Here is a 24,343-nt window from a genome sequence, read left to right as displayed (position 1 = left end):
TGGATTGCCCTCGTCGTGAGCCGACACTTCCTTTCAGAGTTGTGCGTCGGCGTCGATCAGCTTGCGGGCGATTCTGGCGGGATCCACCGTGTAGCTCCCGTCGGCGATGGCTTGCCTGATTTCCTGCACCCTGGCCTCGTCTACCGGGGCTCCGCTCGCCAGTTGGCGGGCGACAACCCGCGCGAGTTCGGCCACACCGCTCAACTTCACGGTGTCGTCGCTCGTGCCTGCCCCGGTTCTGGCAGCAGCGCCGGTATGCGCCTCGCCGCGCACGGTTCCCGTTTCGCCCGTGCGGGCGCGGGAAACCTGGCGTGGATCGAGACCCTTGATGTCGGAAACCATGTCGAACAGCCGTTTTGCCTGAATTGCCCACCCCGTGTGGGCCGTCATGCACGATATCGGCCCACGATTCTAAATCTTTAGCCTCTTTTCCTGCCAGCCGTGCGCGGAACCTCCGTGCGCGGAACCTCAGAGTGCCTGTGCGCTGCCGTCGCCGGTCACTATCGCGTCGATGACCCTTCCCGACTGCAGGTTGCGCACGCGTACCCGTTCGCCGCGACGTGCGGTTCCGAGGGCCTCCGCGCTGATCCGTACCGAAATCGTTCCCGGCACCGTATCGACGTTGATGCGGTCGCCACGGCGTACCAGCACCGGCTGTTCCAGCAGCGTCGCCAGCAGCACGCTGCCGGCTGGGATCGTGCGTCGTACCTTCTGGCCCACTGCCTCGCCGCGACGCACCAGCGTCGCGGCACCGGCGGCCAGCACATTGCGTTCCTGCTCACCGATATCTGCGTCGGTGAGGGTTTCGCCGCGTTGCAGCTCGCGTACGGCAACCGGCACCGGCCTGAACACCCGCAACTCCACCGGTACGTAGATCGCCCACGGTGACGGGGCGGCGCAACTGACACGCGCGTTCACGCGTGCCTGCAGGTGGTCCAGATCGGCTGCAACCCTGATCGGTTCGGCGCACCCCGTGAATGCGAGACGCGAGTCGAGCGCTCCGGCATTGACCTCGACGCGGCTGGCGTCGGCCGCCGCTGGCTGGCGCTGCAACTGCGCGAGCAGTGCGTGTTCGACCAGGCGCGTGATCTGCCGGGCGTCCACCTGCGTCGCTGCTTCGCCGCTGTCGCCCGCATGAGAAGTCGTTGACAGCACGCACAATGCCCCCGCCAGGCCCGCCGCACGCAAGACCAGGCCGGCCGTATGCAAGCGCTGCAGCGCACGGCGGAGTGGCGGTTTCGGTGCTGACGGAATCATGGCGTCGTATTGCATGGAAAGTGGTGAGGCAAATTCCGCGCCGATTCTGCAAGTCGCCTGGTGACGGGCGGTACGGACCGTGGGCGGCAGCAATTTGCCGCATCGTCGCCGGGTTCGCCGCACATGGGCGGAAGCGGATTGCCGCAGCGTGCCGTTCGTGCCTTCACCTGCCGTCAGGTCTTCTTTTGAAACAAGAACTTGTGCTTGATGGCACGAGCATTGCTGCACGCCAGTGCGAACGAACGGGGAAGACTGGCATGGCAATCGGCTTCGATCACGCTCTGGGCTTGCACGAAGGCGCACTGCTGCTGCGCGAGCGGCGTGCCGGCGTGCTGGCCGCCAACCTCGCGAACGCCGATACGCCGCACTACAAGGCGCGTGACCTCGACTTCCGGACGCTGCTCGAGGCGGCAGCCGGGCAGGGTGGCAATGGATTGCGGACCACGCGCGAGCACCATATCGGCGCGGGTGGTATCGGTGGTGACGGTCAGCTCCTGTACCGGACGCCGACGCAACCGACGCTCGACGACAACAGCGTCGATGCGGAAATCGAGATGGCGCAGTTTGCGCGCAATGCGCTCGATTTCCAGGCCAGCCTGACCTTCCTGCAGGCCAAGTTCCGCGGGATCAGCAAGGCACTCAAGGGCGAATGACGATGTCGATCAACGCGATCTTCGATGTGGCCGGCTCGGCGATGAGCGCACAGAGCATCCGCCTCAACACGGTTGCCAGCAACCTGGCCAACGCGCAGACCGCAAGCTCCAGCACCGGGCAGACCTATCGTGCCCGCCACCCGGTGTTCGCACCGCTGTACCGCGAGCTCACCGGCAGCGTGGCGAACGAGGCGCAGGCCGGTGTGCAGGTGCTCGGCATCGTCGAGAGCGATGCGCCGCTGCAACCGCGCTACGAGCCCGATCACCCGCTCGCGGATGCGCGTGGCTACGTCTACTACCCGAACGTGAACGTGGTCGAGGAGATGGCAGACATGATCTCCGCGTCGCGTTCGTTCCAGATCAACGTGCAACTCGTCGACGCGGCAAAGACGCTGGCGCAACGCGTGCTGGCGCTCGGGCAGTGAGCGCCTGACGACAGGGAGAAGAGAGCATGAACGAGATCAATGGTTTCAAGGTCAGCTCCAGTGCCTATGAAGCCCTGTCGTTTCGCAAGGAAGCGCCGAAGGCGGAAAACAAGGCACTGGGGCAGTCGGACTTCCTGACGCTGCTGATCACCCAGCTCGAGAACCAGAATCCGCTGTCGCCGCAGGACAACACGGCCTTCGTGGCCCAACTGGCCCAGTTCAGTACGCTGCAGGGCATCGAGAACCTGAACAGCAACTTCGTCTCGATGAACGGCAGCCTGAAGTCGAGCCAGGCGATCCAGGCGTCGGCACTGGTCGGACATACGGTGCTGGTCGATGCGTCGAGTGCGCGACTCCCCACGGGCGGGCAGATCATGGGCAGCGTGAGCGTCGACAAACCGGTCGAGGACACGCTGCTGAACATTTACAACCAGGCCGGCGTGCTGGTTCGCCAGGAGCTCATCGGCGCGCGCGAAGCCGGCGACATGCGCTTCGCGTGGGACGGACGCGATGCCGATGGCGCATCGCTGCCTGCCGGAATCTACCGTTTCGAGGCGCTGGGCCTGCGCGAAGGCGAGACCGTTGCGCTCCCGACCACGCTCAGCGCGAACGTGAACAGCGTGACGATCGGCGCCGGCGGGGAAATGACGCTGAACGTCGACGGCATCGGTCCGCTGAAGATCGCCGCCGTCAAGGAGATTCTCTGAAGTTCGCGACAGCAGTCGCACGATCATCGACACAACAGGAGCAACGCGATGTCATTCAATACCGGATTGAGCGGTCTGCGGGCGGCGACCTCGGACCTCAACGTGACCGGCAACAATATTGCGAACGCCAGCACCACCGGCTTCAAGCAGTCGCGCGCCGAGTTCGGTGATGTCTTTGCAACGAGCCTTACCGGCGGTGGCGGCAGCATCAATATCGGCGGCGGTGTGCGACTGCAGCAGGTGGCTCAGCAGTTCACGCAGGGCAACATCACGCTGACCCAGCGTGATTTCGACGTCGCAATCGACGGGCGTGGTTTCTTCATCCTGAACCATGACGGCGAACGTGCGTACACGCGTTCCGGCATCTTCGGGGTCGACAAGGACGGCTACGTGGTCAGCAACTCGGGTGGTCATCTGGTCGGCTACGCTGCAACGCCAAGCGGGCAGGTCGACCTTGGCAACGAGGTGGATCTGCGCATCCAGAACTTCCAGCTCCAGGCGAACCAGACTTCGCGTTTGCGCATGGCGTTCAATCTCGACGCTTCGTCGCAGGCGGTGGACGGCGCGCGGTTTCCAACCTTCGATCCGGCCGACCAGAACACCTTCAACTACGCTTCCTCGGCTACCGTGTACGACTCCGAGGGTGTGCCGCATGTCGCGACCACGTATTTTCGCAAGGATCAGCCGGATTCTGCGATCGAGACCGGCGTCAACAACGACTGGTTCATGTGGATCGCGATCGACGGTGCGCTGATCAATGGCGGCAATCCTGCCAACAGCACCGCTTCACCGCTCGACCCCAACGGCGATCACAGCGCATTCACGGTGCGCTTCGATGTAAACGGCAAGCTCGATCCCGCGACCAACCGCTTCGTGATCGACGACTGGGTACCAGCACGCCAGATCCAGAGTCAGTTCGGTTCGAACGCGGAGCCACTCGGACCGCTCGGTGGCGCCGCCACGCCGACATACAACGGGACCGTCGACGAGGGAACCTCGGACTTCCTCATCGATATTACCGGCTCGACCCAGTACGGCGACGAGTTCAACGTCGCTTCGGTCAACCAGAACGGATTCGCTCCCGGACAACTGGTTGGAACCACCATCTCGGAAAATGGTGTGCTGTTCGCGCGCTACACGAACGGGCAGTCACAGATTCTCGGACAGATCCTGCTCGCCGATTTCCAGAATGTGCAGGGTCTGACACCGATCGGCAACACCGAGTGGGCCGAATCCTTCGACTCGGGGCAACCTGCGCGCGGAGTGGCGACCAGTGGGGTGTTGGGCAGTCTGCAGGCCGGTGCGCTCGAGGAGTCGAACGTCGACATTTCCGAGGAGCTGGTCAGTCTGATCATCGCGCAGCGCAATTTCCAGGCCAACGCGAAGACTATCGAGACCAACAACGCGATCACGCAGACCGTGATCAACATCCGCAGTTGATGAGGCGCTGATACCCGTATGGACCGCGCGCTCTACACCAGCATGACCGGTGCGAAGCACAACACCTTCGCGCAGGCGGTGCATGCGAACAATCTGGCGAACGTCGCGACCGACGGCTTTCGTCGCGACTACGTTGCCGCGCGCAGCATGGGGGTGTGGTTCGGTGATGGCCTGTCGACGCGTGCCCATGCGCTGACCGAACGCCCCGCGACCGATTTCACGATCGGTACCCTGCGCGAGACCGGGCGAGATCTGGATATCGCGCTGCGCGGTGCGGGGTGGATCGCGGTGCGTGCGCCGGACGGATCCGAGGCCTACACGCGTGACGGCAACCTGCAGATCACGGCACTCGGTCAACTGCTGACCGGCAGTGGGCTGCCCGTGCTCGGCAACGGCGGGCCGATCGCACTGCCGCAGGCGAGCAAGGTCGAGATCGGCACCGACGGGACGATCACGGTGCGGGCACTCGGTCAGGGTTCGGATGCACTCGCGCAGGTCGAACGTATCCGTCTGGTGAATCCACCGGCGCAGGATCTCTACAAGGGCGAAGACGGGCTGGTCCGCGTGCGCGAAGGCATGCGCGTCGCCGCCGATCCGACGGTGCGCCTGGCTTCGGGTTTCCTCGAGGGCAGCAACGTCAATGCGGTCGAGGCGATGACCGAGATGCTCGGACTGGCGCGCCAGTACGAGGTGCAGGTGAAGCTGATGCATACCGTCGACCAGAACAGCGAGGCTGCAGCACGGCTGCTGCAGGTCTCCTGACCGTCGCCACGAAGTCCGGAGGGAAAAGGACATGATGAATGCACTGTGGGTCAGCAAGACCGGACTCAGCGCACAGGACACGCAACTGGCGACGGTCTCGCACAACCTGGCCAACGTCTCGACGGTCGGATTCAAGCGCGATCGCGTGGTCTTCGAGGACCTGCTGTACCAGATCCGCCGCCAACCGGGTGCGCAGTCGTCGGAAAACAACCAGTTGCCATCCGGGCTGCAGATTGGCACCGGCGTGCGCATCGTCGGCACGCAGAAGGAGTTCACCGAAGGCAGTCTGCAGGTGACCGGCAATTCGCTCGATGTCGCGATCAACGGGCGCGGCTTCCTCGAGGTGCTGATGCCCGACGGCACCACCGCCTATACGCGCAACGGCGAGTTTCACCTCAGTCGCGACGGCGAGCTGGTCAACGCCGACGGGCTGGTGATCCAGCCCGCGATCACGATCCCCGAAGGTGCGCGCACGGTCACCATCGGCAAGGACGGCGTGGTGTCGGTGGTGCTGGCCGGTGACCCGCAGGCGCAGCAGATCGGTTCGCTGACGCTGACCGATTTCATCAACCCGGCCGGACTCGAGGCGATCGGCGGCAACCTGTTTCTGGAGACGACGGCCTCCGGCAGCCCGACCAACGGCACGCCGGGGCTGGACGGACTCGGGACCATCGAGCAGGGCAGCCTCGAGAACTCGAACGTCGACGTGGTCGAGGAGCTGGTGAACATGATCACCACCCAGCGCGCCTACGAGATGAACGCGAAGGTGATCGCCGCCAGCGACCAGATGTTGCAGTTCATTTCGCAGAACCTGTGACGGAGCAACCGATGAGAACGCGTACCGGTGGATCCTTCGTCGTGGCGGCAGGGCTCGCGCTGTTGCTCGCCGGCTGCATGAGCACTGCGCTGCCCGAGATGCCGAACGACCCCGCGTACGCTCCGGTCGTCGCCAACGAAGCGGCCGCCGAATTCCACACCACCGGTGCGATCCGCCAGGCGCGCTTCGGTACCTCGCTGTTTTCGGACCGGCGAGCGATGCAGGTCGGTGACATCATCACGGTGCGGCTGGTCGAACGCACGGCAGCGCGCAAGGACGCCGACACGCAGATCCAGAAAGACAGCACGGTCGAGATCGGCGACGGCACCGTGCTCGGCAAGGATGCGAAGCTGGGTTCGCTGTCGCTCGGCAGCAGTCTCGGTGGCGAGCGCGACTTCAAGGGAGGCGCCGAAAGTTCGCAGAGCAACAGCCTGAGCGGCAGCATTGCAGTCAGCGTTACCGAAGTGCTGCCGAACGGACTGCTGCGTGTGCGTGGTGAAAAATGGCTGCAGCTCAACCGTGGCAGCGAATACGTGCGACTCACCGGGCTGGTGCGCCAGGAGGACCTTGGCCCCGACAACTCGGTCGCCTCGACGCGCCTTGCCGATGCGCGCATCGGCTACAGCGGCACCGGCGAACTCGCGGCATCGAATCGCATGGGCTGGCTGACACGCTTCTTCAACAGTGGATGGTTCCCGCTATGAATCAGACAGTGAGCGCGTGGCTCAGATCGTTGAGCGGATCCTGTGCACTGCTGACGCTGCTGCTCATGGCGGCGCCGGCGCATGCAGAGCGCATCAAGGACATTGCGAAGCTCGACGGTGTACGCAGCAACCACCTGATCGGTTACGGCCTCGTGGTCGGTCTGGACGGCACCGGTGACCAGACCACGCAGGCGCCGTTCACCTCGCAGTCGTTCACCAGCATGCTGCGTCAGTTCGGCATCGCGCTGCCCGAAGGCGTGCGGTTGCAGTTGAAGAACGTCGCCGCGGTCGCCGTGCACGCCGAACTGCCACCGTTTGCCAAGCCGGGTCAGACGATCGATATCACGGTGTCCTCGCTGGCGAACGCGAAGAGTTTGCGCGGTGGCACCCTGCTGCTGACGCCGCTGAAGGGCATCGACGGGCAGATCTACGCGCTCGCGCAAGGCGATCTGGTCGTCGGCGGCTTCGGGGCCGAGGGACGTGACGGCTCGCGGATCTCGGTCAATGTGCTGAACGTGGGCCGCATTGCCGGTGGTGCATCCATCGAGCGTGCGGTCGAGACCTCGTTCACGCAGGGCGGTGATCTGGTGTTCAACCTGATCCGGCCCGACTTCACGACGGCGCGGCGAGTCGCGGAGCGTATCAACCAGATGCTCGGGCCGCAGGTCGCCAGCGCCGTCGATGCGGCGTCGGTGCAGGTGCGTTCGCCGCAGGATTCCGCGCAGCGGGTCTCCTTCGCATCGATGCTGGAGAATCTCGAGGTCGATCCCGGCGAGGCGCCGGCGCGGGTGGTGATCAATTCGCGTACCGGAACGATCGTCGTCGGCAATCACGTGACGGTGGAACCGGTGGCGATCACGCATGGCAGCATGACGGTGGTGGTATCGGAGCGCCCGGTAGTGAGCCAGCCCGGAGCCTTCGGAGGGCGTGGCGAAACGGTGGTGGTGCCGCAGTCCACGCTCGAGGTGAAGCAGGAGGGCAAGCCGATGTGGAAGCTCGGAGCGGTCACCACGATCGATGAACTCGTCGCCGCAGTGAATCGCGTGGGTGCCGCACCCGGTGACCTGATGGCTATACTGGAGGCACTGAAACAGGCCGGCGCGTTGCGTGCCGAGCTGATCGTGATCTGAACCGGTAGCGGCGCAGGAGCACACCTTCGATGAGTGCAGCGATGGCAGCGCCTGGCGCATGGACCGATCTTGGTGGTCTGCAGGCGATCGGCACGCTCGGGCGCAGCGATCGTGCGGCCGGGTTCCAGGCGGCAGCACGCCAGTTCGAGTCCTTTTTCATCTCGCAGATGCTGCAGGGAATGCGCGCTGCCAACGAGGTTCTGGCTGCAGACAACCCGATGCACAGCAACGAAATGCAGTTCCGCCAGGAACTGCTGGATCGCCAGTTGTCGGTGTCGCTGACGCAGGGCCGGGGAATCGGCCTTGCGGATCTGCTGGCGCGGCAGTTGCAGCGTCAGTACGGCACACCGGCACCGGCACCGGGGTTGCCGCCGTCGTCTGACGAAGCGTGGTTGCAGGCCCGGCGTATCGACAAGGCTGCGTCGCCGGTGCGCACGCCGACGTTGCCGGTGATGGTCGGCAATGCGCTGCGCGTGCTGGAGCCGATCGCGCGCCGGGTGCGGGCACGCGTGGCGGAAGGCCTGTTTGCCGGCAAGGAGAGCTTCGTGCGCGCCCTGCTGCCGGAGGCTCGCCGTGCGGCGCAGGCGCTCGGCGTGGATCATCGTGTGCTGATCGCGCAGTCGGCGCTGGAAACCGGCTGGGGGCAGTCGATCCTTGCCGATCACACCGGGCGCAGCAGCAACAACCTGTTCAACATCAAGGCAGGCAGTTACTGGCAGGGTCCGTCGGTGGGTGTGACCACGCTCGAATTCGTGCAGGGCCTGCCGCAACCGCAGCGTGCGCGTTTCCGCGCCTACCCCACGCTGGCGGAGAGCTTTGCGGATTATGTGGGCCTGTTGCGCTCGCAGCCGCGTTATGCCGCTGCGCTGGCCAATGCCGACGATCCCGCACGCTTCATGCGCTCGCTCGTGCAGGCCGGCTATGCCACCGATCCCGACTACGCGCGCAAGGTACTGGATCTGTTGGGTGACGACGCGATCGCGGAGGCGCACTGAGGCATGACGGATCTGCTGCGCATTGCGAGTTCCGGGCTGCTCGCCTACCAGGGTGCGCTGAACACCACCGGACACAACATCGCCAACGCAGGTGTCGACGGTTTCAGCCGCCAGCGTGCCGAGTTTGCGACGCTGCCGGGACGTGAGCTGAGCGGACTGGTGTTCGGCAACGGAGTCGATATCGAGACGGTGTCGCGGCTGGCGGACCAGTTCGTGATCGGCCAGTTGCGCGGCGATACGTCGGTTTCCCGGCGTGCACAGGTCTTCAATTCCTACAGCGAACAGCTCGATTCGCTGTTTGCCGATGCCTCGGTCGGGGTGTCGGATCGCATCGACGATTTCTTCTCTGCACTCGATGACGCGGCCAGCAACCCGCAGTCGAGCGCACTGCGCAGTCTCGTGCTCGACCATGCCGGTGCGCTGGTGCAGCGTTTCAACGCTCAGTATGCACGCCTGGCCCGGATCGATTCCTCGCTGAACACACGGGTGGACGCGATTGCATCGCAGATCAGTTCACTGGCAGCAGGGGTGGCACGCCTGAACGTCGAGATCGGCATGCGCGTGGGCAATCGCGGCGAGACGGGCCAGCAGCCGAACGATCTGCTCGACCAGCGTGACCGGCTGGTGCTGCAGCTTGCCGAACTCGTCGATGTGCAGACCGTCGCCGACGGCAGTTCGCTGAATGTGTTCCTCGGCAAGGGGCAGTCGCTGGTGGTCGGAGCGACATCCAGCACTGCAGTCGCGGTTCCCGATTCCATGGATCCCTCGCGACTGCGACTGGGGCTGCAGTCAGGCGGCAGCACCATGGCGGTCGGTGGTTCGACGAGCGGGGGTGAACTCGGTGGTCTGTTCGCGTTTCGCGACCAGATGCTCGATCCCGCGTTCAACTCGCTGGGGCGAATCGCACTTGCGCTCGGCACCGGCGTGAACGCACAGAATGCGCTCGGTGTCGATCTCGACGGCAAGCTTGGCGGTGCGCTGTTCAGCGATCCGAACGAACGCCTGGCGGCGGCGTTGCGGGCGCGGCCTGCGGCCGACAATGATCCTGCATCGACCGGCGGAGTGCGGGTCTTCATCACGGATCCGGCGCAACTGACGACCAGCGACTACCGGCTGGAGATCGATACGGGTGGCGCCTGGCGCCTGCTGCGCCTGCAGGATCAAACTCTCGTCGCGAGCGGTGCGAGTCTCGACGACACGCTGACGAGTGTCGATGGTTTCACGCTCGATCTGAACCTGAGCGAGTCACCCCCGGGCCACTTCGTCGCTGGCGACAGCTTCCTGATCCAGCCCACGCGTCGTGGTGCGCAGTCGATCGCCACCGTCATGACCCGACCCGAAGGTCTGGCGCTGGCAGGCGCAGCGCGTGCCAGCAGTGCCACCGGCAACAGCGGCAGCGGGGTGGCGGGGGAGCTGCGTACTTTCGATACATCGACAGCGGCGTTCGCGACTCCGGGCACCCTGTCGCCACCGCTGCAGCTGCGTTTCACGAGCGCCACGAGCTACGACATCCTCGATGCGAATACCGCTGCGGTACTCGTGGGCGGACTGCCGTATACACCGGGTGCGAGCAACACCGTGTTCTCTGCCGATCCCTCGGATCCGGACTATTTCGGTTTCCAGTTGACGCTCAGCGGTAGTCCTGCGGCCGGAGACAGTTTTCGCATCGACTACAACAGTGGCGCGACGGCGGACAACCGCAACGCGATGCTGATGTCGTCGCTGCAATCGGCGGCTACGGTCGGCGGGGCGCGCATGAGTTATCAGCAGGCCTACAATCTGCTGGTATCCGGCGTAGGGAGCACCACCCGTGCGGCGCGTATCGACAGCGAATCGAGCCTTGCGGTGCTGGAGCAGACGCGCACGCGTCGCGAACAACTCTCGGGGGTCAACCTGGACGAGGAAGCGGCCAACCTGATCCGTTTCGAGCAGGCCTACAATGCCTCCGCCCAGGTGATTGCGGTGGCGCGCCAGGTGATGGACGCGCTGTTCGCTGCAGTCCGCTGAACGGAGGCCATACATGCGCATCTCGACCGCTCAGATATTCGACACCGGTGCCCGTCATATGGGGCGCGCACAGACCGAAATTGCGCGTACCCAGGAGCAGATTGCTGCCGGAAAGCGCCTCCTGTCACCAGCAGACGACCCGGCCGCTGCCGCCATCGCACTCGCGATCCGCCAGGACAAGGCAAGGAGCGCGCAGTACCAGCGCAACGCCGACCTCGCCGAGGGCGACTTGCGCCAGCAGGATTCCGTGCTGGAGTCGGTTGGAAACGTGCTGCTGGAGGTCAAGGATCTGGCGATGCAGGCCGGCAACGCCACGCTGAGCGTGAGCGAGCGTGCGGCCATCGTGACGGCGCTGAATGGCGCCGGCGAGCAGTTGCGGGCGCTGTTCAATACGCGTACGGCGAGCGGCGATTACCTGTTTGCAGGCGGTGCGGCCGATCAGGTGCCGTTCGTGGCGTCGGCGTCGGGACAGATCGAATACCAAGGTGACGAACTGGCGCGCCATATCGATATCGGCGCCGGAATCACCGTGCAGTCACGCGATTCCGGACGCAAACTGTTTGTCGACGTACCGACGGCAGCTCCCACGTTCGTGGCGCGCGCGGGTGCGGACAACGGCGGCAGTGCGACGGTTTCGGTGGGGCATATCGTCGACCCGGCAGCGTACGCCGGCGTGCACCCGGACGATATCGTCGTATCGTTCCCGAATCCGCCGGGAACCTACGCGGTGAGCAGCGTGGATCGCGTAAGCGGAGCCCTTACCCCACTGGTTGCACCGACGGGGTTCACGCTCGGGAACGAGCTGACGATCACGGTTGCCGGTGTCGAAGTCACGATCAGCGGCAACCCGCAACCCGGTGACGGATTCACTCTCGAGGCGGACCATGCGCAGCCGATCGCGTTGACGGTACAGCGGCTTGCACAGGGACTGGGAGCCACACCCGATACCCAGCAGGGCGCAATCGAGCGTGAGCGTGTCATTGCCACCGCGCTCGGTGATCTGGACCTCGCATTGCAATCGCTCGATGGCGGGCGGACAGCCGCCGGCACCCGGCTGGCACGACTCGACACGGCACGCAGCGAACAGCAGGGCATGGACCTGGCCAACGACGAACTGGCATCGGACCTGGTCGATCTGGATCTGGGGGAGGCTGCAAGCCGGCTGGCCTTCCAGACGCTGGTGCTGCAGGCGGCGCAGCAGAGTCTGGCGAAGATCGCGGGTCTGTCGCTGTTTTCCTTCCTGCGCTGAGGGCGCTCGATTGCGCCGGCTCAGGGTCGTTGCTGTTGCGACTGGTAGGCGTTGATGCTGGCGTGACGCTGGCGTGCGTGTGAAGACGCGTGCATTGCCGCAGCCAGGCTGCGCTCGGCCAGTTGCTGCAGTTCGTCGTTGCGAGTGCGCAACTGCCGCAAGACCACCACCTGTGATTGCGCATCGGCATGGCTTGCATCGAGCGCTTCGGCCAGCTCGATGACACGTTGCTTGTGTTCGCTTGCCAGTTCGCCCAGCGTGCTGAAATCGTCCTCGGCGAGTGCGTTGCGGATGCGCTCGTGCAAGGTATCGATATGTGCCCACGTCGTCTGCAGTGCCAGCGGCAAGCCGGTGCGTACGGTGGCTACGGTTTCAGGCTTGATCAGTATGAGGTTCATCTGCGTTTGCCACTGATGATGCTGGATGTGTTGGCAAGCTGGGTGTCCAGATAGGAGCCGGTGCTTTGCAGTTGACCGACCAGCGTGTCGAGCGCTGCGAAGCGGCTGCGGTACTGGGCTTCGATCTTTTCGAGGCGTACGTTCAGGTTCTGCCGTTCGGTACCGATCTGCGCCAACTGGCGATCGAATCCCTGCGTGCGGCTTGCCAGCATTCCCTGGCGATCCAGGTAACCATCGAGGGCCTGGCCAAGCCGGGTGGCAATTCCGTCCGTGCCGCCAAACAACTGATCGACTTCGGTCGGGCTGGCCGCGAGTGCCGCATCGAGTTTTGCCGTGTCCACTGCCAGCGTACCGTCACGCTGGGTGGTGATGCCGAGCCGGGCCAGCGAATTGATACCGTCCGCATTTCCGGACTGTGTGCCGAGGATCGATCGCAGTTGCGAGCCGATCCCCCGTACCGTCGCGTCACCGTTCAATGCGCCGGCCTTTCTGGTGGCGCTGTCGTAGGACGAAACGTTGCGGATCGTCTTGACCACCTCGTTGTAGCTATTCACGAAGGACTTGATGCGTGCAGCCACGCTGGCGCGATCCATGGTGACCGTGAGCGTTTCCACCGCAGGGGCGAGCGGGTCGGCAGGATCCTTCAATGCAGTGATGGTGACGCCTTCCAGTACATCCTTGAACGTATTGTCGGCGCTGTGCGCCGTGAATCCGTTCACGACGATGCGCGCGTCCGCCGCCGCCTGCTGCTGGTTCATCTGGCTGTTTGTCGGGTCGGCCGAGGAAAAGTAGAAACGCGACAGGCCCTGGTCGTCGGTATGGTCGCCGTCCGTATCCGCGACCGTGGCCGCGATGGTGTTGGCGCTGCCGGTCTTTGCGGACGACAGCACCAGGCGCGTGACAGTGCCCGCGGAAGGGTCGAGCGGGTCGTTTGCGACCACCATCAGTGTTGCGCTGACGCCGGAGTCGCCGGCCTTCTCGTTGATCAGCGTCTTCAGTTCGGCGAGCGTGGTGCTGGCAGTGGTCGTGACGTCGAAGGTGTTCGCGCCGAGCGCGATCGTCAGCTTGCCCTCGCCGACGGTGGCGTTGGCGTCGGCGAAATCTGCGGCGCTGACCAGCCGGTGCGCACGTGCCGTGCCCAGCACCTGGATCGAATGGGCGCCTGGCGCGGCGCTGGCGGTGGCACTGGCGCTGAAATAGCTGCTGTTGGCAGTGTTGACCGTGCGCTGCTGCAGCGCTTGCGCTTCGGTGAGCCCGCGTACTCCAGTGCGAAACTGGTCGAGTGCGCTCTTCAGCGAACCGAAAGCGGAAATGTTCGCCTGGATCGTGGCTTCGCGGCGCGCGAGCGTGTTGATGCGCGGAGTGCCCTCGGCACTGATCAGTTTCTGTACCAGTGATTCCAGTTCGAGTCCTGAACCGGCTCCCAGCGATCCGATGCTAGCCATTCCCGCAGCTTCTCCCGTGTTTCGCTATCGGCTGCGCGTGCGCCAGCCTGCCAAGAGCGGCATTACACTTCAGGCCTGTTCGTTCAGCAACAGGCCGGCAGCAGCGCGCTGCTCGCCCTGCTCGGCGATTTCACGCATCACGCTGGCGACGCGGATCATCTCGTCCGCCGGAATCCGGCGCACGAGCTCTTCGGTGTCGGCGTCGTAGACCGAGACGACTGCTCGCCCGAGTTCCTCGCGGATCTCGAACGACAGCGAACGGCGTGCCGGATCGATGTGGTCTCCGGTCCGTTCCAGCAATTCACGCAGCTCGGGCGCGGTGGGCTGTGTTGCACTGTTTGCGGAGACCGCGTCGTGCTGCGCGGCGGCGACGGTCTTCGTCCGAGTGGCATCGGCGGCTGTGGTATCCGGCACCATGGGTGCCATGCCGGCAGGGTGATCGCGGCGAGTAGCCGCAGCCGGCGATGTGCCCGGCGACGGCTGTCGTGGTCCGCTGGTGAAACGTACGGGGTCCATCCGTGCGGTTCTCCCTGGTTGTCAGGTGTCGGTCGGTTGCCTGCAGGGTGGTGCAAGCGCCACCCTGCAGGCAACCGTTTCATTTTACTGCAGCAGTGCCAGCGTCTGCTGTGGCAGCGAGTTCGCCTGTGCCAGTACCGAGATGCCGGCTTGCTGCAGGATCGAGGCACGCGTCATGTTCGCGGTTTCGGCCGCGAAGTCTGCGTCCATGATCCGGCTGCGTGCTGCAGTCACGTTCTCGACCACGTTCGAGAGGTTCGAGATCGTGCCTATCAACCGGTTCTGGATTGCGCCGAGCTGGCCACGCTCGGCGTCGATGAACCGCAGCGCGGCATCGGCGACGGCAAGCGCATCCTGCGCGCCCTGCTGGCTACCGATATCGATGCTGGCGACGCTGCTGAGCGAGCTCGAGAACCCGGTGGTCGCATTGAAAATGCCGGTGCCCACGCTGGCAGTCACCGCGAAGGCCTTGTGGCTGTCGAATTTCAGCGTTGCACCCACCGTGCTCGAGTCGGTGGCTGTGCCACCCGTCAGGGTTACGGCAGAACCGGAGGCACCCGTCAGGTTCACGGTCTTCGTTGCGTTCGAGTTGGTGTAATCCTGGATGAAGATATTGCGACCTTCCTCGTTCACCAGCGCAATGCTCGAGCCGTTGGAGGTCGCGCGTACCCCGGTGGCTGCCGACGAGGCGTTGATCGCGTCGGCAACGTCCTTCAGGTTCGAGGCGTCGGCGATCTGTACGCTGATATTGGCTGTGTAATCGGTGCCCGACGTGGTGTCACCCGAGCGCGTGCCGATCGTGAACGTCGCGGTGCCCGCGGTGAAAGCCGACATCGTGGCCGTGGTGCGTGCGGTCACGCTGATGCCGGTGTTGGCCGACAGGGAATTCACGCTGGTCGTGATCGAGTCGCCCGTTGCTCCGCCGGCGATCGTCGCTATCTTGCTGCCGAGGCTGCCCGACAGGGTCAGCGTCTGGCTCGCGACGGTGTTGGCCGGTGCGGTTGCTCCGGCAGCGACTGCGGCGTCCAGGGTGCCGTTGGCATCGACGGCGTGCGCCCCGACGTTGGTCGCGCGGGCGTTCGACAGGCTGATCCCGATCGTCTCGTTGGCGTTTGCGCCTACCTGGAAGTTTTCGGTGCCGAAGCTGCCGTCGAGCAGCTTGCGCCCGCCGAAGGTGGTGGTTTCCGCGATGCGGTTGATTTCCTGCTGCAGTTGCGAGACCTCGGCCTGCAGTGCTGCGCGCTCAGTGCCCGACTGGCTGCCGTTGGCCGACTGCACCGCCAGTTCACGGATGCGCTGCAGCAGTTCGCCCGATTCCTGCAGCGCGCCTTCGGCCGTCTGCGACAGCGAAATCCCGTCGTTGGCGTTGCGTACCGCCTGGTTGAGGCCGCGGATCTGCGCCGTGAAACGGTTGCCGATCGCCAGCCCGGCAGCGTCGTCCTTGGCGCTGTTGATGCGAAGTCCCGACGACAGGCGCGCCAGCGAGGTCGAAAGTGACTTGCCGCTGACGTCCAGATTGCGCTGTACGTTCAGAGACGAGGTGTTAGTGTTGATGATCTGCGGCATTGTGCGGTTCCTCTGGTTGCCCCCGTTGCTGTGTTGCGGGGGCGAACATGGTTTGAGTGTCCGGTTCCTTTGGTTGCCGCATCTGCGGCGCCCGATTCCGCTATCGGCGTATGTTGCCGGAACTTTAGAAAAATTTCCGGCCGCAGTCTGCCCCCGGAACAGGACGGGGCGCACAGAAGAGCGTTAAAGTGCCGGCCACGCAGGCTCGCGCTCCGTTGCGCGCGCCGTGCCAACCGTTCAGGGAGTGCAGTTCGATGAGCCAGCAGGATGTCTACAATCGCAGTGCACTGGCACAGTATCGCCAGATCAACGCCCAGACCGGCGTGGTCGATGCCGACCCGCACCGCCTGATCCAGTTGTTGCTCGACGGCGCGATCGATCGTATTGCGCAGGCGCGGGGCGCCGTGGCGAGTGGCGACAAGGCGGCGGTCGGAGAGGCACTGGGCAAGGCGCTGGGGATCATCGGCGGTCTGCAGGGTTGCCTGGACCGTGACAAGGGCGGTGAAGTCGCCGCGAATCTGGATCGGCTCTATGACTACATGACCCGCCGCCTGCTGGATGTGCATCGCGGCGAGGGAGCAGCGCCGCTCGACGAGGTGAGCGGCCTGCTGACGACGATTCGCAGCGGTTGGGAGGGAATTCGTTCCCAACTTCCGGTCGAATCGCCATCTTCTTGACAGAAAGCCGCAGTTCACAGCGCGGAATTCCGTCGCGGTTCCGGTTGCTGCATCTATAATTGCCTGCGGGTGGCACCGCCCGGTGCCTGCAGTGCAATCAGTGGATGATGTCGAAACCAGTCCGGATCCTGATCCTCGATCACGACGAGCAACGGCGGGCCGCAACCGCCGCGATCCTCGATTTCCTCGGTGAACATCAGTGTGCCTCGGCGACGCTGCCGGCACAGTTCCAGCTCTTGCCCGAGGTGGTGTTGCTGGCCGCCGATGGGCCGGGCGCTGGCGCCGACGCCGCGCTCGACGCGCTGGCTGCGCTGCGGCCGCGCCCGGCGGTGTTGCTGATCGCTGCGGGCGGAGTCGTGCCATCCGGGAATCTGCTGCGAACCCCGGTATGCGGGACGCTCGGCTGGCCATTCACGCACGGCGAATACCTCGAGGCCGTGCACCACGCCCGTGTGCAGTACGAGGCCGGGGAAACGGGCAAAGCTGCCGGCGCACAACTGTTTCGTGAGCTGGTCGGACTGAGCGACGGTCTGCGTGCGGTACGGCACATGATGGGCCGGGTGGCAGCCACCGATGCGACGGTGCTCGTGCTCGGTGAGTCCGGTACCGGCAAGGAAGTGGTCGCGCGCAGCCTGCACGCGGGCAGCCATCGCCGTTCGGGTCCCTTCGTTCCAGTCAACTGCGGATCGATTCCGGCCGATCTGCTGGAGAGCGAACTGTTCGGCCACGAAAAAGGGGCCTTTACCGGTGCGATCACGGGCCGCGCCGGGCGTTTCGAGCTGGCGCGCGGCGGTACGCTGTTCCTCGACGAGATCGGCGATATGCCGCTCGCGATGCAGGTGAAGCTGTTGCGCGTGCTGCAGGAACGCAGCTTCGAGCGTGTCGGCGGCTCGCAGTCGATCGACGCCGATGTGCGTATCGTCTGCGCGACGCACAAGAACCTCGATGGCATGATCGCGGACGGCACGTTCCGTGAGGATCTCTATTACCGTATCCATGTGTTCCCGATCGAAATGCCGCCGCTGCGCGAGCGCACGGACGATTTGCCGTTGCTGATCGCCGAGATCAACCGTCGTCTGGAGCGCGAGCAGCGGGAAGGCGTGCGGTTCAGCCCGTCGGCGCTGGCGTCGCTGGAGCGTCATGCCTGGGCCGGGAATGTGCGTGAGCTGGCCAACCTGGTCGAGCGTATGGCGATCATGCATCCGGGGGCGGTGATCGGTGTGCGTGACCTGCCGGCGAAGTTCCGTCATCTCGATGAACAGGAAGAACAGTTTCTCGAGCAGCAGGCCGAACTGGCAGCCGCCCTGGTGTCGCCCTCGCCAGTGCCGGTTGTACGTGGCGATACGCTGGGTTTGCTGCCGATCAACGGCCTGGACCTCAAGGAGTTCATCCAGGATCTTGAGAAGGGGCTCATCGTGCAGGCGCTGGATGACTGTGGCGGGGTGGTCGCGCGGGCGGCGGAGCGCCTGCGCCTGCGTCGTACCACGCTGGTCGAGAAGATGCGCAAGTACGATCTGCTGGCGCGTGCCGATTCCGACACCTAGTGCGCTTCCGTGTGGTGAATTTCGCAAGATACGGTGAGGTGCGTGCCGAGGTCTTTTGCATCCGTGGGCGTGTGCCGCAGGGATGCGGCACTCGAGCCTGCAGGGATGCATTCACGGCGTCCCACGGCTGCGAAAGGCCTCGTCACGCGCAGAGAGAATCAACGCGCAAATCCGATCCGGCACGTGAATTGCTAGGCCCCCGGGAGCGTCAAGTTTCCGCGGAGTGAGGCGATGCCCGGATTTCATTGCTGCGTGTGCGTGGCCCGGACTGCTGTCGGTAGCAGACGATGAGCGCCGCCAGCGCGCAGGCGCGCACACTCGCGTCGCCCGGTGAACTGCGAGGCAGTGCCGATATCCAGGCGGCGTTCGCGCTGTTCAGCCAGGTTTCGTCGGAACTCAGCGACTCGTACCGGCTGCTCGAGCGGCGTGTGGAACAACTGTCGTCGGAACTCGAGCAGGTGGATCGTGCGCGGCTGCGCGAGCTCGAAGAGAAGGAACGGGTGTCGGAGCGGCTGCAGAGCCTGCTCGACCTGCTGCCCGGCGGCGTGGTCGTGCTCGATCCTGCCGGGGTGGTCTGCGACTGCAATCCGGCCGCGCGCGAGATGCTGGGTGGCGCGTTGTGCGGCGAACGCTGGATCGAGGTGATCCGGCGCTGCTTCGCTCCGCGCAGCGACGACGGCCACGAGATTTCGCTGCGCAGCGGCCTGCGGGTAAGCGTCGCCACGCGTTCGCTCGAGCGCGGCATGGGGCAACTGGTGCTGCTCACCGACCTCACCGAGACGCGTGAACTGCAGGATCGGTTGAGCCGTCACCGTCGCCTGACTGCCATGGGACGCATGATGGCGGCGCTCGCGCACCAGTTGCGCACCCCGCTCGCCGCCGCGATGTTGTACGCATCGAATCTGCGCGATGCCGAGCTGAGTCCGGAACAGACGCGGCGCTTTTCGGCCAAGGTGCTCTCGCGCCTGGCGCACCTGGAGCACCAGGTGCGCGACATGCTGATCTACGTGCGGGGCGACCTCGCGCTGACCGACGTCTGCTGCGTGCAGGAGATCGTCGACGATCTCTCTGCGGCAATGGAAACTGCCGTGGCTGCGTCGCGCGCCCGCTTCACGCTGCGCCTTGCCTGCGATCCCGGGCTGCGCGTGCTCTGCAATCGCGAGGTGCTGGGCGGTGCGCTGATGAACCTGGTCAGCAACGCGCTCGAGGCGACCGGCAGCGCAGGCCGGATCGACGCGGCGGCCGCGCTCGAGGAATCCCGGTTGTGCATCACGGTGCGAGACGACGGACCCGGCATGAGTGCGGAGATGGCCGCGCTTGCGGGGGAAGACTTTTTCACCACCAAGGCGCAGGGCACCGGACTCGGGCTGGCCGTGGTGCGAGCGGTTGCACGCGCACACGGTGGTGAGCTGCGCATCGTCTCGGCTCCAGGTGCCGGTACCAGTGCATGCGTGCTGTTGCCGCTGCAGGTGGCGCCTGCACGCGACGCAACGCGGGAGATCCTGCATGGCTGACCGTGCGGTACTGGGCATGCGGGTGCTGATCGTCGAGGACGATCATGCCTTGCGCGAGGCGCTGGTCGATACACTCGAAGTCGCCGGTTGCCGCGTCGAGGCGGCAGCGGCTGGCGACGAGGCGTTGGCATTGCTGCAACGCTGTGTGCCCGATGTGATGCTTTCCGACGTGAACATGCCCGGCATGGACGGGCACGAACTGCTGCGCCGTGTGCGCAGTGCGTATCCGCACGTGCCGGTGGTGCTGATCACCGCGTTCGGCAGCATCGAGCGTTCGGTGCAGGCGATGCGCGATGGTGCATCGGATTACCTCGTGAAGCCGTTCCAGCCGGGACAACTGATCGAGGTGGTCGCACGTCTGGGGCCCGCGGCTGCGGCCCGTGGCGAGGATCCGGTCGCGGTGGCTCCGGTCTCGCAGGAATTGCTGGCGCTGGCGCGCCGGGTTGCGGCAACCGACTCGACCGTGCTGCTGTGCGGCGAGAGCGGTACCGGCAAGGAAGTGCTGGCGCGCTACATCCATCGCCAGTCGACGCGTGCCGGGAAACCGTTCGTCGCCGTGAACTGCGCGGCTATCCCGGACAACATGCTCGAGGCAATGCTGTTCGGGTACGAGAAGGGGGCTTTCACCGGAGCGCACGCGGCGATGCCGGGCAAGTTCGAACAGGCCGACGGCGGAACGCTGCTGCTCGACGAGATTTCCGAAATGGATGCGGCGCTGCAGGCGAAGCTGCTGCGCGTACTGCAGGAGCGCGAGGTCGAGCGGCTGGGCGCGCGTTGCCCGCAGGCGGTCGATGTGCGGGTGATCGCCACCACCAATCGCGAGCTGCACGCGGAAATTGCCGCCGGGCGCTTTCGCGAGGATCTCTATTTCCGCCTTGGCGTGTTTCCACTGCAATGTCCGGCGCTGCGCGAACGCGTCGAGGACATCCTGCCGCTGGCCGAGCGGCTGGTGCGCACGCACACGGCGAAGATGCGCCACGTACCGGTCGAGTTTGCGACCGATGCGAGGCGGGCGTTGCTCGCACACCCGTGGCCGGGAAACGTGCGCGAGCTCGACAACGCGATGCAGCGTGCCCTGATCCTGCAGGAGGGTGTCCTGATATCCGCGCAGCACCTGCGTCTGGAGCCTCTGGCGGGCAGCGTCCTGCGTACGCCGGCCGCAGGCCGCGAGGCCAGGGTCGAACCCGGCGCGACAACGGCTGCCTGCAGTGCACCCGCCGATCATGCCGCGCTGAGCGATGATCTGCGGGCGCGTGAATTCCAGCTCATCGTCGACATGCTGCGCGATACGCGAGGCAGTCGCAGCGGCGCAGCCGAACGGCTCGGAATCAGCGCGCGTACGCTGCGCTACAAGCTGGCGCGCCTGCGTGAAAGCGGTTTCGATGTGGACGCCGCGGTGCGCGGCTCGCGGCCTCTGGCCGAGGCCAGGTGAGCGGTCGGTCTCAACCGGCCTCGGCGTGCGTGCCGTCGGCGATCGAGCGCAGCGTCTCGACGTCGGTGATGGTGATTTCCTTGTTGTCCACGGCCAGTACGCCCATCTTCTGGAAGCGGCTCAACACCCGGCTTACCGTCTCGACGGTGAGCCCCAGGTAGTTGCCGATATCGGTGCGTGACATCGGCAGGCGGAAATTGGCAGCCGAGAGCTTGCGACGCTTGTTGCGTGCAGAGATGCTCAGCACCAGTGTGGCGATCCGCTGGTCGGCAGTGTTCTTGCTGAGCAGCATGAGCAGCAACTGGTCTTCGGCGATCTCCTGGCTCATGAGCTGGAAGAAGTGCCGCTGCAGGCTGGGCAGTCGCTGGCTGAGTTCGCCGAGCTTGTCGAACGGGATCTCGCAGACCGCAGCGGTCTCCAGCGCTCGCGCGGAGCTTGCGTACTTGTTCTTCGCGATCCCGTCCATGCCGACGACTTCGCCGGGAAAATAGAAACCGGTGACCTGCTCCTGCCCGCTGTCGGTGATCGCGTAGGCCTTGACGCTGCCGGAGCGCACGGCGAACACCGAGGTGAACGGCTGGTCCTGACGGTAGAGGTGTTCACCCTTCTGCAGGGGACGATTGCGGTGGATGATCTCGTCGAGTTGCTCGACCTCGTGCAGATCCAGGGCGAGCGGCAGGCAGATTCCGTTCAGGCGGCAATTGGTACAGCTGATCTGACGGTCGTGGGGGCAGCGCGTGTCCGCACCGTCCGGGCTTCGTGTGTTCAACACTTCACTCACTGCGTACCCCGCCGCCACCGGCACTGCCGCTGCCTCGTTGGCGAGTATAAGGCAGACCCGGTGTCCGTGGGCAACCACGGCGAGAGGTTGTCGCTGCTGGCGTGCGGAGGACGGCGGGCGGGCGAGGCGAAGGGATGCTCAGATCGTGCGCGAGAAGCGCTGCCGGGATGGGTCCAGGTAGGCGTCGAAGACCATGCAGATGTTGCGTACCAGCGGCCGGCCGGCGGCTGTCACGCCAATGCGGTTGCCTTCGCCAGCGACCAGGCCCTCGCGCTCCATTCCAGCGATGATCCGCATTTCGCGTGCGAAGTGGCGCCGGAAATCCACACCGTGGCGGGCACCGGTCTCTTCGATGTCGATGTTCATGCGGCAGATCAGTTGCATGATCACGTCGCGGCGCAGGATGTCCTCGGCGCTGAGCCGCAAGCCGCGGCGCACCGGCAGCCTGCCTTGCTGCAGCAGGGCGTGGTATGCGTCGACGTCCGTCACGTTCTGGCAGTAGAGGTCGTTGGTGCTGCTGATCGCAGACACCCCGATGCCGAGCAGTTCCGGTGCGAGCCGGGTCGAATAGCCCTGGAAGTTGCGCTGCAGCGTGCCGTCGTGCAGCGCCCGTGCAAGCTCGTCGTCCGGCCTGACGAAATGATCCATCCCGACGTAGATATAGCCGGCGTCGGTGAGGGTGTCGGTGATCGTGTGCAGCACTTCGAGCTTGTCGTCGGCGCTCGGCAACTGCATGCGGTCGATGCTGCGCTGGTTGCTGAAAACCTCGGGCAGATGCGCGTAGCTGTAGCACGAGATGCGGTCGGGCGAGAGCGCGAGCACCCCGGCGAGCGTCTGCTCCATCGATGCCTGGCTCTGCAGCGGCAGGCCGTAGATCAGGTCGAAGCTGAGCGACTTGAAACGGTGCTCGCGCACCGATGCGACCAGTCGCTCGACCATCTCGAAGGGCTGGATGCGGTTGACGGCGCGCTGCACGGCGGGATTGAAGTCCTGGATGCCCATGCTGAGGCGGTTGAAGCCCAACCCTTTCAGCAGGGCGAGTGTGCTGCCGTCCACGGAGCGTGGATCGAGCTCGATCGAGTAGTCGCGCTCCGGCGAGTCGATCAGCAGGAAGTGCTTGGCCAGCACGTGCATCAGTTGCGTGAGTTCGGCAGGACTGAGGTAGGTCGGTGTGCCACCGCCCCAGTGGAGCTGGGTGACGCGCCGGCGCCGGTCGAAGTGGGGTGCGAGCAGCTCGATTTCCTGCTCCACGGCGCCGATGTAGCGTTCGGCAACGTCCGGATCAGGCGTGACGACCTTGTTGCAGGCGCAGTAATGACAGATGTTGCGACAGTAGGGGATGTGCACATAGAGCGACAGCGGCCCGATCACCGGCGGGCGCTCGTGCAGGTAGCGTTCGTAGTCGCCCGAGCCGAAGCCCTCGCTGAACTGCACCGCGGCAGGGTACGAGGTGTAGCGCGGGCCGGCGACGTCGTACTTGCGGATCAGCGCCGGATCCCAGCGGATACGTGCGTCGATTTCGTGCGGGATGGTCTGCATGGCGATGGTCACTGCCGGGGCGGTACGTCTGTTCCCGAATGCGTGCAGTGTACGCACTCGGGGCGCGGGTGCGTTTGATGCACGTCAACCGCTCGGGGGCGGGTATCGGCATGCAGTGATTGCTGCTGGAATCAGCCCTGATGGTGGGCGTGGACACCGTACGTCGGCAGCAGCACTGCGGCGAGGGTCCATACGCCAAACGCGATGACCGTGATTCCGGCCAGGCGTCGCAGCCCGCGTCGCTGCAGCATGCGTCGCAACGCATCGCCGAAGACCCCGCTCGCGAGCACGGCCGGCAGGGTTCCGGCCCCGAAAGCCAGCATCAGCACGGCGCCACGTGCGGCGCTGCCGGAGGCGCTCGCCCAGGCCAGCGTGCTGTAGACGAGGCCGCAGGGGAGCCAGCCCCAGAACAGCCCCGCGAGCAGCGCCTTGTCCAGGCGATCCACCGGCAGCAATCGTGCGGCGAAGCGCTGCAGGCGCGCCCATACGCCGTAGCCTGCGCGCTCCAGCAGCGCGAGTGCATTGAACCAGCCAGCGAGCGAGCAACCCATCAGTACCAGCAGCAGACCGGCCACGATCCGCAGCGCGCGCATCCCGCCGCTGCCGGCGATTCCCCCGGCGACACCGGCGAACACGGCACCGAGCAGCGCGTAGCCGAAGATGCGCCCGGCGTTGTAGCCGCCGAGCAGCAGGTAGCGGCGGGCGCTGGAGGTGCCCGGCCCGAGCGCGAACGCGAGTGCAGCGCTGATGCCGCCGCACATGCCAATGCAATGCGTGCTGCCGAG

At 65.3% G+C, this 24,343-nt stretch carries 23 protein-coding genes; 14 read left to right on the top strand and 9 right to left on the bottom strand.

The window, feature by feature from the left end; translation table 11 throughout:
- Nucleotides 1-33 precede the first annotated feature (33 nt).
- Nucleotides 34-342, bottom strand: coding sequence for a flagellar biosynthesis anti-sigma factor FlgM (flgM, locus tag H7A12_08335; GenBank protein ID MCP5320818.1), 309 nt, complete (start codon nucleotides 340-342; stop codon nucleotides 34-36).
- Between the two features lie 126 nt (nucleotides 343-468).
- The gene (gene flgA, locus H7A12_08330; protein MCP5320817.1) at nucleotides 469-1,257 is read right to left on the bottom strand and encodes a flagellar basal body P-ring formation protein FlgA; all 789 of its coding nucleotides are present in this window, start codon (nucleotides 1,255-1,257) and stop codon (nucleotides 469-471) included.
- A gap of 257 nt (nucleotides 1,258-1,514) precedes the next feature.
- On the opposite strand from flgA, the gene flgB reads away from it, so the two are divergent.
- From flgB to flgL, 10 genes are all read left to right on the top strand, one after another.
- Nucleotides 1,515-1,910 (top strand): flagellar basal body rod protein FlgB, encoded by a 396-nt coding sequence (flgB, locus tag H7A12_08325; protein MCP5320816.1) that lies wholly within the window; start codon nucleotides 1,515-1,517, stop codon nucleotides 1,908-1,910.
- A gap of 2 nt (nucleotides 1,911-1,912) precedes the next feature.
- Nucleotides 1,913-2,335: a flagellar basal body rod protein FlgC gene (flgC, locus tag H7A12_08320; GenBank protein MCP5320815.1), complete on the top strand. Its 423-nt coding sequence runs from the start codon at nucleotides 1,913-1,915 to the stop codon at nucleotides 2,333-2,335.
- Nucleotides 2,336-2,361: 26 nt separating this feature from the next.
- Complete coding sequence (locus H7A12_08315) at nucleotides 2,362-3,042, top strand: flagellar hook assembly protein FlgD (protein MCP5320814.1); 681 nt, start codon at nucleotides 2,362-2,364, stop codon at nucleotides 3,040-3,042.
- A 48-nt stretch (nucleotides 3,043-3,090) separates the two neighbouring features.
- Entirely contained in the window at nucleotides 3,091-4,482 is a 1,392-nt protein-coding gene (gene flgE / locus H7A12_08310) for a flagellar hook protein FlgE (protein ID MCP5320813.1), read from the top strand.
- Between the two features lie 18 nt (nucleotides 4,483-4,500).
- Entirely contained in the window at nucleotides 4,501-5,244 is a 744-nt protein-coding gene (locus H7A12_08305; GenBank protein MCP5320812.1) for a flagellar basal body rod protein FlgF, read from the top strand.
- Between the two features lie 31 nt (nucleotides 5,245-5,275).
- Nucleotides 5,276-6,061: a flagellar basal-body rod protein FlgG gene (gene flgG, locus H7A12_08300; protein MCP5320811.1), complete on the top strand. Its 786-nt coding sequence runs from the start codon at nucleotides 5,276-5,278 to the stop codon at nucleotides 6,059-6,061.
- A gap of 502 nt (nucleotides 6,062-6,563) precedes the next feature.
- Nucleotides 6,564-7,895: a flagellar basal body P-ring protein FlgI gene (locus H7A12_08295; protein ID MCP5320810.1), complete on the top strand. Its 1,332-nt coding sequence runs from the start codon at nucleotides 6,564-6,566 to the stop codon at nucleotides 7,893-7,895.
- 29 nt (nucleotides 7,896-7,924) lie between these two features.
- Nucleotides 7,925-8,890 (top strand): flagellar assembly peptidoglycan hydrolase FlgJ, encoded by a 966-nt coding sequence (flgJ, locus tag H7A12_08290; GenBank protein MCP5320809.1) that lies wholly within the window; start codon nucleotides 7,925-7,927, stop codon nucleotides 8,888-8,890.
- 3 nt (nucleotides 8,891-8,893) lie between these two features.
- A complete protein-coding gene (gene flgK, locus H7A12_08285; protein MCP5320808.1) occupies nucleotides 8,894-10,897 on the top strand; it encodes a flagellar hook-associated protein FlgK in 2,004 nt (667 codons plus the stop codon).
- Between the two features lie 13 nt (nucleotides 10,898-10,910).
- The gene (gene flgL / locus H7A12_08280) at nucleotides 10,911-12,146 is read left to right on the top strand and encodes a flagellar hook-associated protein FlgL (GenBank protein MCP5320807.1); all 1,236 of its coding nucleotides are present in this window, start codon (nucleotides 10,911-10,913) and stop codon (nucleotides 12,144-12,146) included.
- A 20-nt stretch (nucleotides 12,147-12,166) separates the two neighbouring features.
- Here the strand turns inward: flgL and H7A12_08275 are convergent, their stop codons facing one another.
- The 4 genes from H7A12_08275 to H7A12_08260 form a co-directional block, all read right to left on the bottom strand.
- Nucleotides 12,167-12,544: a hypothetical protein gene (locus H7A12_08275; GenBank protein MCP5320806.1), complete on the bottom strand. Its 378-nt coding sequence runs from the start codon at nucleotides 12,542-12,544 to the stop codon at nucleotides 12,167-12,169.
- Nucleotides 12,541-13,989, bottom strand: coding sequence for a flagellar filament capping protein FliD (fliD, locus tag H7A12_08270; protein ID MCP5320805.1), 1,449 nt, complete (start codon nucleotides 13,987-13,989; stop codon nucleotides 12,541-12,543). The genes H7A12_08275 and fliD overlap by 4 nt, the downstream gene beginning before the upstream one ends.
- A 69-nt stretch (nucleotides 13,990-14,058) precedes the next feature.
- Entirely contained in the window at nucleotides 14,059-14,505 is a 447-nt protein-coding gene (locus H7A12_08265; protein MCP5320804.1) for a flagellar protein FlaG, read from the bottom strand.
- 84 nt (nucleotides 14,506-14,589) lie between these two features.
- Nucleotides 14,590-16,071 carry a flagellin gene (locus H7A12_08260; GenBank protein MCP5320803.1) on the bottom strand — a complete coding sequence of 494 codons (1,482 nt, stop codon included), beginning with the start codon at nucleotides 16,069-16,071 and terminating at the stop codon, nucleotides 14,590-14,592.
- A 254-nt stretch (nucleotides 16,072-16,325) separates the two neighbouring features.
- Here H7A12_08260 and fliS point away from each other — a divergent pair, with 254 nt between their 5' ends.
- The 4 genes from fliS (at nucleotide 16,326) to H7A12_08240 (ending at nucleotide 21,238) form a co-directional block, all read left to right on the top strand.
- Complete coding sequence (gene fliS, locus H7A12_08255; protein MCP5320802.1) at nucleotides 16,326-16,748, top strand: flagellar export chaperone FliS; 423 nt, start codon at nucleotides 16,326-16,328, stop codon at nucleotides 16,746-16,748.
- A gap of 107 nt (nucleotides 16,749-16,855) precedes the next feature.
- On the top strand, nucleotides 16,856-18,292 hold the full coding sequence (locus H7A12_08250; GenBank protein MCP5320801.1) for a sigma-54-dependent Fis family transcriptional regulator: 1,437 nt from the start codon (nucleotides 16,856-16,858) through the stop codon (nucleotides 18,290-18,292).
- A 287-nt stretch (nucleotides 18,293-18,579) separates the two neighbouring features.
- Nucleotides 18,580-19,806, top strand: a complete 1,227-nt coding sequence (locus H7A12_08245; GenBank protein MCP5320800.1) for a PAS domain-containing protein — start codon at nucleotides 18,580-18,582, stop codon at nucleotides 19,804-19,806.
- A 10-nt stretch (nucleotides 19,807-19,816) separates the two neighbouring features.
- Nucleotides 19,817-21,238 carry a sigma-54-dependent Fis family transcriptional regulator gene (locus H7A12_08240; GenBank protein MCP5320799.1) on the top strand — a complete coding sequence of 474 codons (1,422 nt, stop codon included), beginning with the start codon at nucleotides 19,817-19,819 and terminating at the stop codon, nucleotides 21,236-21,238.
- A 10-nt stretch (nucleotides 21,239-21,248) separates the two neighbouring features.
- Here the strand turns inward: H7A12_08240 and fnr are convergent, their stop codons facing one another.
- From fnr to H7A12_08225, 3 genes are all read right to left on the bottom strand, one after another.
- On the bottom strand, nucleotides 21,249-22,007 hold the full coding sequence (fnr, locus tag H7A12_08235; protein MCP5320798.1) for a fumarate/nitrate reduction transcriptional regulator Fnr: 759 nt from the start codon (nucleotides 22,005-22,007) through the stop codon (nucleotides 21,249-21,251).
- Between the two features lie 150 nt (nucleotides 22,008-22,157).
- Complete coding sequence (gene hemN, locus H7A12_08230; GenBank protein ID MCP5320797.1) at nucleotides 22,158-23,537, bottom strand: oxygen-independent coproporphyrinogen III oxidase; 1,380 nt, start codon at nucleotides 23,535-23,537, stop codon at nucleotides 22,158-22,160.
- Nucleotides 23,538-23,689: 152 nt separating this feature from the next.
- Nucleotides 23,690-24,319: a sulfite exporter TauE/SafE family protein gene (locus H7A12_08225; protein ID MCP5320796.1), complete on the bottom strand. Its 630-nt coding sequence runs from the start codon at nucleotides 24,317-24,319 to the stop codon at nucleotides 23,690-23,692.
- Between the last annotated feature and the right edge of the window lie 24 nt (nucleotides 24,320-24,343).

Source organism: Pseudomonadales bacterium (genome assembly GCA_024234165.1).
Classification (GTDB): Bacteria; Pseudomonadota; Gammaproteobacteria; order Pseudomonadales; family UBA5518; genus UBA5518.
This window is presented reverse-complemented; position numbering and strand designations above follow the sequence as displayed.